This window comes from Novipirellula herctigrandis, from assembly GCA_007859835.1.
Lineage (GTDB): Bacteria > Planctomycetota > Planctomycetia > Pirellulales > Pirellulaceae > Novipirellula_A > Novipirellula_A herctigrandis.
The window spans coordinates 3,995,264-4,007,367 of record SJPJ01000001.1 but is presented as its reverse complement, the minus strand read 5'-3'; the positions used below and the strand labels follow the sequence as shown (position 1 = coordinate 4,007,367).

Below are 12,104 nucleotides of genomic sequence, written 5' to 3'. Positions count from 1 at the left end.
GACTTCCCCCTCTGCCGCGACGATTGCCGGCGAAAAGGATTACAGCCGAATCACTTGTTCTTGGTGGATTGTTTCGGTTTTCTGCTCACACGTTGCGGCCATTTCGATTTGCACTACCCAACGCCCTTCGGCGTCGCCGGTGACAATCCAATGTGGTTGGACGCATACACTCTGATGAACCAATTCAAAACCCGATTCACTTTGGCTGACCGTTGAAATCGGGAAGGCCCAAACACCGCTTGGTCGATCGATTTGTAATGAGACGTCGATACCGAGCCAACGATCGGATAGGTTTAGTCCTTGTACATCTTGCAAATCTAACTCTTCGCCAAGTTGTCCAAGATGATTGCCGTCAACGTCCGAGAAATAACGGTCATCGGCGCCCGATGGCATACCCGCAAAGTTCATTTCAATCGCAAAATGCAGCGGATTGTCTTGAGGCAAATTCTCTAGCAAATAAGTCACCAACAATCGGTCACTACCGGCTTGTAGTGTGACCGCTTTGGTCAACGTGATTGGAATTCCCCAGGCGTTGCCATCACGTCGCATTTGCACTTGGACTCGATCCGCACCGCGGCGCAGTTTCGTCTCGTAAGGCAAATCGACAAAGTCACCACGCTCTTCTGCTTCGCCGCGTGAAACCGCTTGAAGGCCCGCGTCATTATCGTAGAAATGATCCATCAAGCTCTTCCGAGCGTAACGGTCATACTGCAATCGTTGATCCAAGTCCGCTTGTTTGAAAACAACGCGGTCGTGGATGCTGGCGACTTCATCGCCACCGGTGTTGGGCCCTGCAAGTACTTTGCGGTGGTAGTTTTCGGGGCGTCGTTGCAGTGTGGCAAGCAGATTATGCTGGATTTCGCGAACATCAAGCTCGTACATCCGCCCGCCATGCCCGGGGGCGATCCATGCGCACAATTGGTTGTTACTGAGTTGAACTTCTTGAAGGCCGTCGAAGTTGTAGTCATCCGCTGTGGCGGCGACGGTTTGATCGTTTTGGCCTTCCAATTCGCTGAGGCGATTGTCGGCGGCGATCAAATGTTGATAGATTGCATTACGAAGGTGAGGCAGGTAAATGCCTCCAAAGGCGCCGTGCCAATAGGGGCAATTGCACTGACCGCGGTATAGGTCGTCGCGAATTTGGGCGATCACCCCTTGGTCGGTCGCCGTCGTTTCGGCTTTTGCCAATCGGCTGCTGACGCTCATCATCCGAGCGTACATCTCGTTTGTTTCGTCGTATTTTGACTTAAAGTTCCGCCAATATCCACCACGAATGAAAGGTTTGAGGTCGGCCCATTGTGGGTGATCTTCCATCGAATGGGTGACGTCGTCGAAGCTCTTTTGCGATTCGACCGGCAGTGCCCATTCGGTCATTTCGCGGTAACTGCAATCGGGCAAATACACCTTGCCCGCCGAGGGGGTTTGGGCGACCGCATCGGCAAGCGAAACGGTTTTGAGCCAATCCGTATTTTCGCTCAGCGCGGTGAAAAACGAACGTAGCCATCCTTTGTCGTAAACGTGAACTTTCGTATCAGGCCACGTACCAAATTTCTCGCCGTCGTCCCCGAAGGTTAACACCGCACCAGGCGATTGTTCGGCGAATTGGCGGCAATGTGCAACCGTTTCGCTGGCCGGTTGAAATGGGATTGTGTAGCGCAGACGTTCCGAACCGGGGAAGACTTTCAGTAGTCGCCCATCGTCTTCGGTTAAGAAATAACCGGTCAATTCATGGTCGCGAAGACCCGCGGCCCGGAAATGGAAATCGTCGAGAACGGTGTATTCAATCCCAGCGTCGACCACGTCACTTGTCAGCGAGGATTCCCAGACCCGCTCAGGCATCCACATTCCTCGCGGTCTTACCCCGAGCGTGCGTTGCAGCCAATTGCTGTAGGCTTGGATTTGGCCAATCCGGTCGCGACGCGGCAACATCGTCATGATCGGTTCATATTGTGGCCCACCGACGATTTCGACTCGCCCCGATTCAACCAACATTCGCAATCGGTCAATGTATTCGGGATGCCGATCGGCCAACCACATCATCAAGGGGCCAGAAGTGTGGAGCGAAATTTGCAGCTTTTCAAACGGCTCAAACACTTCCATGAACGGCAAATAGCTGTCCTGGTAGGCTTGCTCGAAGACGCCATCAAAGTTGCCAATAGGTTGGTGGTTGTGCAAAACGAGGCACAAATATGCGTGTGGCGTCATATTTTGTTAGTAGCGGGAGTGGAATGTTGTGTTTAGAACGTGAACCGATGACCCAATTTGGGCGACCGCTTTTTTGTTACTATCGGTCCAATCGCTGCAAACTGTTCACCCAAATTGTAGCCATCTAGGGTGAGGCGGAAAGTCTCGCACCGGGCCAAAATTCTCTGCACCACTAGCTGGAATCAGCTATAGAACGCGGCGTGGGTCTTCGGCTTTGGCACATTCACGGTACTTTTCCGTGGCAACTTCCGGAAGCACCGTGTTGATCATGGACTGGCTACTCCATTCAAAACCCGCCAAACGGCTGATTCGAGGGAAAAATTCCAGTGACCAATGGAATGCTTCTTCGTTGGCCGATGATCCGGGGGGCCGGGTATGCAGCAGGACATTGTACGCGGCATCCGGAATCATAGTCTCAAGCCATCCGGTCATCCGCTGTAGCAACCGAGCCAGTTCGTCGATAACGGGGAGCGAGAGGTTGTCAAAATCATTCTGATGATCCTTGGTCGTCACACGGACCAGCATCGGCAAACGGCTAGCATAGGGGCAATAGGCAACCAACGAATCGGTTTGAGCAACGATGCGAGCCTTTTGTTTTAGTTCGGCACGAACGATATCGCATTGCAAACAACAGCCTGTCTTCGCTTGGTGAGACCGCATTCGCTCGGATACTGTCTCGACGTGGCTCGGGATTTGATCGGTTGCAATTAATTGGCTATGACTGTGCTGAAGTGACGCCCCCGCATCGCCACCGACATTCTTGAACAAACTAATGTACTGAATCCCGTTTTGGTTTTTCCAATATCGCAGGCGTTGTTGATAAGCGTACAGCAGCAGTTTGGTTTCCGCTAAATCGAGTTCGCTGATCGATTGAACATGATTCGGTGATTCAATAATGACTTCATGGCCGCCGACCAATTCACGCGATTGGAATAGCGATTCTGCTCGGTTTGCTCTCTGCTGAAATGCTTGCTTCTTGGCGTGTTCGATGTCTGTGTCACGGTTGCTTGAGCAGTCGGTGACGACGGGATACTTGTTCGGTACCACTCGGACCGACCAATCAAGGGCATCGACATCCGTCGGGTCACCGAACACGAGAAACCGATCATTGCAATCAATTCTGGCGGCCCATGATGCGGCAGGCGTTAATTCTTCTTCGCCCGCACAAAATGGGCACGTGACAGCGGTCTTGTTGACGACCTGTAGCACTTTACCAAATTGGTTAGGACGCGAAGTGCGATGCGGTGCAAAGATCGTCCAATCGCCGGAAAACGGATCGAGTCGTGATTGAGCGCCACTCTTAGCTGGAACCGCTAAGGATTTGGGAGCAACGTCGGTTTGGGTTGATCCATGATCGGACAGCGGACGTTTATGCGAAGCTGATGGATGAACCGGAGTGGTGTCGTACGAATTACGACTAAGCGGCTTGACGTTTTCGATCACGATTTTTTTTCACGTTATTGACAGTACCCGATGCTAATGCGTTGCAAGTCCCAACGCATGTCCGCCGCGCTGATCGTACAGTATTTTCGTCATGGATTGCAAAACAAAAAGAGCGAAAAACAACGGATACTTCGCGCGTAGTCAGCGGCTTTTATCAGTGATTCGTTTTAAGGGTCACTGTTTTTGCGTAAAGGTCAATATACTGGGCGGCGCTCTTCCGCCATGAGAAGTCTTGCGTCATTCCCGTTTGGATAATTTGTTTCCATTTTTCTTTGTGGTGATAACGAAGTTCGAGCGCTCGTCCAATGCTTTGGTCCAAAGCCACTGCATTGGACGTAGGTACGAAGAAACCAGTAGCAGTTCCGTTTTCAAGTGTTGTTGTGGTGCAATTAACCACAGTGTCGGCAAGTCCGCCTGTTTCGGTGACAACAGGAACGGTCCCATAGCGAAGGCTGTAAAGTTGGTTCAGGCCGCAGGGTTCGTACTGACTTGGCATCACAAAGACATCCGCGCCGGCTTCGATTTGGTGCGCCAATTCATCGCTAAAGCCGAGGTACAACGCGAATCGATTGGGGAAGGCTTTGGCAAGGGCGCGCAGCTCGTTCTCGTAGCGTGGTTCGCCGCTGCCCAAAACGACCCACTGAACAGGGCGATCCTCGCTCAAGTGCCATTGCAGCACTGGAAGAATGATGTCCCATCCCTTTTGCGATGCTAGTCGACCGACGAGTCCAATCATCGGAATTTCATCACTTTGTTCCAAGCCGAAACGCTTTTGCAATGATTGTTTGTTCGCATACTTTCCTCGCTCAAAGGATCCCGAGTCATAGTTGGCGACCAACTTCGGATCAAGCTCGGGGTTCCAAACCGTTTCATCAATACCGTTGATGATCCCCGCCAAGCGGTCAGATTTGCTTCGCAAAATTCCATCAAGGCCACAGCCTTGTTCGATCGTGCGAATCTCTTCGGCATATCGAGGGCTCACGGTACAAATCATGTCCGCAGTGACGATGCCGGTCTTGAGAAAGTTTAAATGGTTGTAAAACTCGAATTTGTCAGGCGTGAAATGTGACCAATCGAGTCCAGTCCAGCGAAACGCTTCGGACCAATATTGCCCTTGGTAGGCGAGGTTATGGATCGACATCACCGTCGACGCACCCGCGATCCAATCGTGAGCGGATGGGTCAGCAGCCATCAACCCGGGAACCAGTGCGGATTGCCAATCGTTGCAGTGAACAATATCGACGTCCCATCCGAGGCAGGCGATCGCTTGCATCGCCGCTCGGCAGAAGAAAGCAAATCGCTCGGCGTTGTCGGGGTAGTCACCTTCGCCGGTACCGTACAGTGCATCGCGGTCGAAGTATTGAGGTTGGTCGATGAACCAAACCGGCACATCCTGATCAGGCAATTTGGATTTGAGCAGTCGAGCGCCCACTAACTTTTGGTCCGACATCGGAACCGCGAATGAGATATCGGTCGATTCAATCGGTAAACCGGCGTGGTGGATACTGCGAAATGCAGGCATGATCAAAGCAGTCTTGTGCCCCATGGCTGCAACTTTCGACGGCAACGTGCCGCATACATCGGCCAATCCGCCAGTCTTGGCAAACGGGACAGCTTCAGTCGATAGATAGACGATATTCAAAGTTTGGCTCGGTCGGTAAAGGTGCGTCAAAGGTATGCAAAGTCTGCATGGAACGTCGAAATTATGGATTACAGCGATTCACTGATACGCGGCACGGCACATGAATTTCTGTGCGGCACGGCGCAATAACTTCTAATGACTTTGGGACTCCGTTAGACTGTAGGTCAAAATCCGTGGTTTCTCTTTATGAATGATGTTTATCAATGGCGGTCGCACTAAGCGAGTTCTGGACGAGGTTGGTTCGCAGCGGATTTACCGATGCGGCTGGATGTAAGCATTTTGCGGCCAAGTATGCTCAAGCGTCCGCAGGTACGCCACCCGCAGACGCATTATCGCTTGCGCAGTACCTCGTTCGTTCAGGGGAATTGACCGAATTTCAAGCCAAAGCATTGCTGAGGACCGAGCTGAAATCGCTCTCGATCGGGCCTTTTCTGCAAACCGAATCTGTTGCTCCGGCACCTTTTTCCTCATGGATTCGGGTGCAACGTAGACAAAAGTCCATAGACAAAAAACGAATCGGCGTTTTGTTCAGAGCCACTGCCGAACGCCTTAGTGGCGGTCGAGACCAATGGTTGGCGGCCCATGCGAAAGTTCAGGCTGAATCCCTGCAATCGATCGAACTTGAACAGGTCCAAACGGGAATCATTGTTTTCTCCGAATTGCCAAGTGGTCAAAACCTCTTTGAAATACTCGCGAACAAACCAGCACGCAGTACTCAGCGGGTCTGCCGAATCGGGATTGCGATTTGCGATGCTCTCGCGGCATTGCATGCCGTATCGCTGTGGCACGGGGCGATTCGCAGTGACCGTGTTTGGATCACGCAGTCGGGGCAATCCCTTTTGCTGCGTGATCCTTCGGGGCCCCCGACCCCGCCAAACGCGGCCAATCGCGCCGCTTGGTTGGACACATTGGCATCACCGTTGAATTACGCCGCGCCTGAGTTCGCCACTGTTGCGACGCAGTGCAATGCCGCGACCGACATCTATAGTCTCGGTGGTTTACTGTATGAACTTGCCACAGGAAAGCCACCGCATCAGGCCGCATCCGACGAGGAACGATTATCGCTTCATGCGTCCGAGATCCCCACACTGATCACCGAGGCTGTGACGAAAGGGGAGTCGGGAGATCCACTCATGCGAGTGCTTGCCTACGCAATGGCTAAGAATCCAAACGCTCGCTTCGAGTCGATCCAACAATTCGCCGATGCGCTTCGAGTGGTTGAGTCGGTTACCCAAACACCCGCCACCTCTAAACCCGCCACCTCTAAACCCGCCACCTCTAAACCCGCCACCTCTAAACCCGCCACCTCTAAACCCGCCACCTCTAAGCCCGTAGCAAAAGTGGTGGAGACTGACAAACAGCCCGTTCCCCCCAAGAACATTCCTGTTGTTGCCCCGGAACCGCTACCGACACCTGAACGGAGACCCGAACCAACACCTGTCTTAGAAATATCGGCTCCTCCGCCACGACCACCGGTGGTCGAAAGTCCCGTCACACCAAGCGAACGAGAGCCTGTACCTCGAGAGCCTGTACGGCGACGGAAAAAGAAGCGGACCAAAGCACCGTTAGTGCTCAGCTTTCTCGGCGCAGCGGTGCTTCTGTTGGGAATCACATTGCTTGTTCGTGGGCCAGCTGAACCGACGACAACTTCTTCCAAGAATCGGCCTCGCCCGACGGTCCCCGATTGGGTCCCGCCGCCAACGAAACGGACTGTACCCCGCGAACCCGAAACTGCAACGCTCTCGACCGAAGTGTCGGGCTATACTTTGGTCGATGACGATCGATTGCTTTGGGCCCCGCCCTATCGACCCGGTGACGCAGCGCCGTTATCGATGCTTCCGCCCGGTCCCGGCATCCTGATCACCGTTGATTTGGCATCGCTCGATTCCAATTCATCCTCGCGGGAATTGCTTGATGCGTTTTCCCCTGACTTGACGAATCTGCTTGGAAAAGCAGCGGCACGTGCTAAGGTCCAAGTTGACGAGATCGAACGATTAACGGTGGCTTTGCATAAATCAACTGCTGCCAAATTGCCTGTGGGTTGGCCTGAGGTATCATTGGCAATCACGCTCCGGCAGCCCAAGTCACTTGGTTCGCTAATCGAAGCGTGGGATGTTTCCGAATCGCGAACCCCCGAAGGAAAGACGATTTACGCCGGCGATGCTATTGACGCCGATGCGTTCTACGTCCCCGCAGACGTTGGTACCGACATCACTCGGTTTACGTTAGGTACAGTTGCCAGGGTCCGCGAGGTTGCCGAGATGGATGGTGCCGATATTCCATTGCCACGAAACATGCAATCGCTATGGAATGCCACGAGTCAAGAATCGCTTTTGGCAATGTTAGTGACACCAAATTTCTTGTTCAGCGATGCTCAAGGAATGTTGCAAGATGGTGCACCGCGATGGTTGCCATCGTTAAAGGAGTTATTGATTCCCAATGTGGCCGCAGCGATGTTCACAACCTCTTTTGATCAAGGCAATCTCTATGCCGAAGTTCGACTGGCACCGAGTGGTGGAATCAGTGAGTCGTCGTTAAAGCAATCGCTTGAACAATCGATCGAGAACACTCCCGAATGGGCTGAGGGTTTTATTCTCGACGCAGTTCCTGATCCATCATGGCGACTTCTTGCTAACCGATTGCCATCGATGATGCGTTTTGCTGCCGCGCAAACTCGCTACGGCATTGCCGACCAATCTGCAGTCTGCAATGTGTATTTGCCCGATCGTGCTGCGTCGCAAATCGGGCTCGCCTCTTTGTTCGCCATGCATACAACCGAAACGATGCAAGGGAGTGTGGCAGAGAGCCCAGCAAAAGCCGTTTCGCTCGAAGAATTGCTGAGCCAAAAAATGTCCGTCTCGTTCGATCAAGAATCCCTCGAATTCGGTGTGAACATCATTGTCGATCAATTCGTCGAATCGTTGCCTGCGTCCGTGGAAATGCCTCCGGTGCGAATTGTTGGTAGTGATTTGCAGAAAATGGGGATCACCCAGAATCAGCAGATACGCGATTTTTCGAAAATCGATCTTTCTTTTCGGAGAGTTCTGACGGACTTACTTCTCGGTGCGAATCCCGACAAAACCGCGACCGGTTCACATGACCCCAAGCAATCACTCATTTGGGTCGTTGTCGATGACGCGGAAAATATTGGAAATAAGGAGATTCTCATTACCACGCGCCAAGCGGCAGCAGGGAAATACGAATTGCCCGCGGAATTCGTGACGCCCTAAGAAGAGCGTAATGTTCCAGTCATGAACGGGTTGGTTGGGTTGTAGCAGTTAGTTGGCGTGGTCAGGCAAAGAAGTGGCGGAAATCTGCCATGGAATTTCTCAGTGGTGTAAATCAGCATCCTACTGTTAGTTGGAGGACACGCCTCTGTAAGTTGGAGGAGACGCCTCCGCAATCATTTCAAATGAAGTTCCGTGAGCGGAAAATGTTAACTGGGGATTACCTACCGATCAGCGTTGCGACGTTGCTGCCTGCGAAGGCAGTCGGGTTGAACCTGTTTCAAAAGGAACAGGAAACCGATCGATTGATGCTTTATCGCGGTGCGGACTATCCACTTCATATGGAAGATCTGGATCGGCTTCGTGATCGTGGGGTGCATCTGCTTTATATCGCTAAGGATTCAGGTGCCCGGTACCAATCTTACCTGCGACGGTTGCTCAATTCGTCCCCAGATTCGCCAAGCGTGACGCCTCAGTTAAAAGTTGGCGCACTTAACGAGGTCGTGCTCGATGTTCTTCGAACTTCGTTCGGCAGTCGCGATGTTCTCGATGCCGTTACTTCGATTGCCGCGTTGGGGACTCTGACGGCTGACATCATCACTCGTGACGAATTTGCGGTAAGTGACCTTTTCCGAGTTTTGCATCACGACTACGCAACCTTCACTCATTCAACCAATGTGGCGTTCTACTGTGGCATCCTCGCTGCGGGACTCGGCTATTCTCATGAAGAGATTGAACGCATTACGACTGGGGGGCTGCTGCATGACCTTGGCAAACTTGATATCGATGAGCGAATTTTGGCCAAGCCAGGCAAGCTTGATGAACTCGAATATCGCCAAGTTAAACGTCATCCATCCCTCGGTTTTCGAAAGCTTGCTGAGCGAACCGATTTGTGCGAAGGCCAGTTGATGATGGTCTACCAGCACCACGAACGACTCGACGGAGGTGGGTATCCCGTTGGAAATGTTGGAGAGAATCTACATCCCTGGGCAAAAATTTGTTCCGTCGCCGATGTGTTTGAAGCCTTGACCAGTCAACGTCCTTATCGCCAACCCCTAACTCGAAAGAAAGCAATCGAGATCCAGGAACGCGACAGTGGAAAATCATTCGACCCCGAGATATTGGAATGTTGGAAATCGATTATTCTAGGTGCCTAGCCGAATGGTGCGACAAAGTGGTTTGGGACATCCAGCTGCCGCAGCAGTGGGATACCTACTTCGCAGGCAATGGTGAAAAAGCAGCCCTCGTCGCGTCGGACGAACGAAGCAACCAACGAGTTGGGATTCGTACCAAGGCACTGCTTTGGCCCGAAGATACGCTGCCCTTTTGCAAACGTGTCAATGAACCAGTCGGAATCTATACGCGAGATTTTTCTAGATCCGGTGCGGGGTTCATTTCCTCGATCGAGTTCTTTCCTGAAGAGCAGGTGCGGATTGTGTTACCCAGTTTTTGGGTGCGAGTTCAGATTGTCCGCGTTCGCCGCGTAGCCGATTCCTGTTTCGAAACGGGGGCAACGCTGATGCAAAAATTCGAGCCAAGCCCTGACGCGTTCACGCATCCCGCTGCCGCGTAAGACAGAATCGCAATGGTATGGACCATTCGCGGTTGCTCGAAGCCAATGTCACTATTTCACGTTGGTTGCTACTCAAACTCTGTTTCGCGAGCCACTTTGACCATCGCCTGAAGGTTTTTTAACGGTGTACTGCGAGGCACAATGCAGCCAGAGCCAAGGATATACCCGCCTCCTTTGGATGCATCGGCAATGCATTTCTGGGATGCTTCGCGGACTGATTCAGGCGTTCCTTGCAATAAATCATTCACGGTATGAATATTGCCTTGCAACGTGACGCGGTCGCCAATTTTTTCTTTGGCAACAGCCAAGTCGACCACGTTGTCAATCTCAACGATTGCTGCACCGGTGTCCGCATAAAGTTCAAGTACCTTGGTGCTGTTACCGCAAATGTGGAGTAGTCCGCCCGTGATACCGTGATCTTTCCATGCTTTGAAAACTCTCTTCTGATAGGGCAACGCAATTCGCTCGTAGGTTTTCGGCGAGATCATGTCGCACGATGATAACGAATCACCGCAATGGATCACGTCGGCTCCCGCATCCCAGCACGCTTTTCCGAATCGGATCAGCGATTCAGTAGCGACTTCCATCGCGTGATGGATTCCCGCTTCGGCTTCGTCGTTCATCCCCGCTTCGAACATACCAACTTCGTAAAGCCATTGTTGGGAACCAATCAAGTAGGACGCCAGTGCGAATGGCCCCGTCCCAGGCGAGCGTATCGCCACTGCATTGCCCACTGCTTTGCGAGTTTGCCGGATTGCTTCGGTCATCACATACATCCGCCCATCCGTCGCCGGATCGACCGGTTCAATCTTAAAGACATCCGCAAGTGATTCGACGGCTGGTTTCGTCAATGCGGGAAGCTCATCAGGGTCGCGAGTCGTTTCGCATCCGAAACCTTCGGCAATGTAAAAGTTATCCGATCCAATCGCGATCACATCTTGGCCAAGCTTATCGTGCAACGCCAATTGAGCTTTCACCATGGCTTCGGGCTTGGTGTAGAAGTCCAACAATGATCCGCCAGAAATTTCGACGGCGACATCGTACATGTAAGGTGCAACACCGATGCAATCGGTTGGTTCGTGCCGGATGCTGCAGAGAATTCTTTCACGGGAAGTCAATGTCATGATGGCAAGGCCTTCGGTGCTTCGACGGTGTGGTCGACGGTGTGGTCGACATTGCGAGGTTGGAAACGAAAGTTGTCACTCTGCGAGAAAAATTCGATCGGATTGTCGTAAACGAGTTTTCGGATCAGTGACTCGTTGTGCCCGCGGCGACGTAGTTCGAAAATTAAATCGGGCACGGCTGTCGGTTTACTCGGCCCCCAATCGCCCGCAGAATTGGCCATTAAACGCTCGGCACCGTAGATTTCCACCATGTCCGCCGCTCGCTCGGGCGTGCATTTGGAGACCGGATACAATGTCATGCCGGCCCAAAAGCCTCGGTCAAGCACCGCGCCAATCGTGTGCTCTTCGACATGATCGACAAGCACACGTGATCGATTGATTCGCGAATCGTCACAGAGCATATCAAGCGTCATTTGCGTGCCTTGGAATTTGTCTTCCAAGTGAGGTGTATGAATCAGTATCGATTGGTTGTATTTAATGGCAAGCTCAAGATGTTCGAGAAAGATGATCGATTCGTTCCTCGTGTTCTTGTTCAGCCCAATTTCACCAATGCCAAGCACATTGGGATGGTCTAAGAATTCGGGGATCATGGCGATCACATCTCGCGAGAGCGAGACATTCTCTGCCTCTTTCGCGTTGATGCAAAGCCAACAGTAAAGTTGGATTCCATAGGTTGCCGCGCGTCGCGGTTCGACTTCGGTCAGTTGCCGAAAGTAATCTCGAAAACCATCGACACTGCCGCGATCAAAGCCAGCCCAGAATGCCGGTTCGCTTACCGCGACACAGCCCATCCGTGCCAATGTCTCGTAATCATCGGTGATTCGAGAAACCATGTGAATGTGGGGGTCAATGTAGTCCATCAAAAGAGATCCTTAGGTTTTGGTGTTGGA

At 52.3% G+C, this 12,104-nt stretch carries 8 protein-coding genes; 3 read left to right on the top strand and 5 right to left on the bottom strand.

Features of this window, described 5'->3' with window-relative positions; genetic code table 11:
• Nucleotides 1-39: 39 nt before the first annotated feature.
• The 3 genes from CA13_RS14880 to glgA form a co-directional block, all read right to left on the bottom strand.
• Nucleotides 40-2,205, bottom strand: a complete 2,166-nt coding sequence (locus CA13_RS14880) for an alpha-amylase/4-alpha-glucanotransferase domain-containing protein (protein ID WP_146397897.1) — start codon at nt 2,203-2,205, stop codon at nt 40-42.
• Nucleotides 2,206-2,391: 186 nt separating this feature from the next.
• A complete protein-coding gene (locus CA13_RS14875; protein WP_419194379.1) occupies nt 2,392-3,648 on the bottom strand; it encodes a galactose-1-phosphate uridylyltransferase in 1,257 nt (418 codons plus the stop codon).
• Between the two features lie 154 nt (nt 3,649-3,802).
• Nucleotides 3,803-5,290 carry a glycogen synthase GlgA gene (glgA, locus tag CA13_RS14870; RefSeq protein WP_146397893.1) on the bottom strand — a complete coding sequence of 496 codons (1,488 nt, stop codon included), beginning with the start codon at nt 5,288-5,290 and terminating at the stop codon, nt 3,803-3,805.
• A gap of 203 nt (nt 5,291-5,493) precedes the next feature.
• Between glgA and CA13_RS14865 the strand changes: the two genes are divergently transcribed.
• The 3 genes from CA13_RS14865 (at nt 5,494) to CA13_RS14855 (ending at nt 10,090) form a co-directional block, all read left to right on the top strand.
• Nucleotides 5,494-8,520 (top strand): serine/threonine protein kinase, encoded by a 3,027-nt coding sequence (locus CA13_RS14865; protein WP_146397891.1) that lies wholly within the window; start codon nt 5,494-5,496, stop codon nt 8,518-8,520.
• Nucleotides 8,521-8,723: 203 nt separating this feature from the next.
• The gene (locus CA13_RS14860) at nt 8,724-9,674 is read left to right on the top strand and encodes an HD-GYP domain-containing protein (protein ID WP_146397889.1); all 951 of its coding nucleotides are present in this window, start codon (nt 8,724-8,726) and stop codon (nt 9,672-9,674) included.
• Complete coding sequence (locus CA13_RS14855; RefSeq protein WP_419194378.1) at nt 9,644-10,090, top strand: PilZ domain-containing protein; 447 nt, start codon at nt 9,644-9,646, stop codon at nt 10,088-10,090. The genes CA13_RS14860 and CA13_RS14855 overlap by 31 nt, the downstream gene beginning before the upstream one ends.
• 68 nt (nt 10,091-10,158) lie before the next feature.
• Here the strand turns inward: CA13_RS14855 and CA13_RS14850 are convergent, their stop codons facing one another.
• A complete protein-coding gene (locus CA13_RS14850) occupies nt 10,159-11,214 on the bottom strand; it encodes a uroporphyrinogen decarboxylase family protein (RefSeq protein ID WP_146397887.1) in 1,056 nt (351 codons plus the stop codon).
• On the bottom strand, nt 11,211-12,074 hold the full coding sequence (locus CA13_RS14845; protein ID WP_146397885.1) for a TatD family hydrolase: 864 nt from the start codon (nt 12,072-12,074) through the stop codon (nt 11,211-11,213). The genes CA13_RS14850 and CA13_RS14845 overlap by 4 nt, the downstream gene beginning before the upstream one ends.
• Nucleotides 12,075-12,104: the final 30 nt, after the last annotated feature.

Excerpts from the sequence above, each read along its gene's own strand:
- CA13_RS14865 (WP_146397891.1), top strand. The coding sequence starts at position 5,494 with ATGGCGGTCGCACTAAGCGAGTTCTGGACGAGGTTGGTTCGCAGCGGA.
- CA13_RS14850 (WP_146397887.1), bottom strand. The coding sequence starts at position 11,214 with ATGACATTGACTTCCCGTGAAAGAATTCTCTGCAGCATCCGGCACGAA.
- CA13_RS14855 (WP_419194378.1), top strand. The coding sequence starts at position 9,644 with ATGTTGGAAATCGATTATTCTAGGTGCCTAGCCGAATGGTGCGACAAA.
- CA13_RS14845 (WP_146397885.1), bottom strand. The coding sequence starts at position 12,074 with ATGGACTACATTGACCCCCACATTCACATGGTTTCTCGAATCACCGAT.
- CA13_RS14860 (WP_146397889.1), top strand. The coding sequence starts at position 8,724 with ATGTTAACTGGGGATTACCTACCGATCAGCGTTGCGACGTTGCTGCCT.
- CA13_RS14880 (WP_146397897.1), bottom strand. The coding sequence starts at position 2,205 with ATGACGCCACACGCATATTTGTGCCTCGTTTTGCACAACCACCAACCT.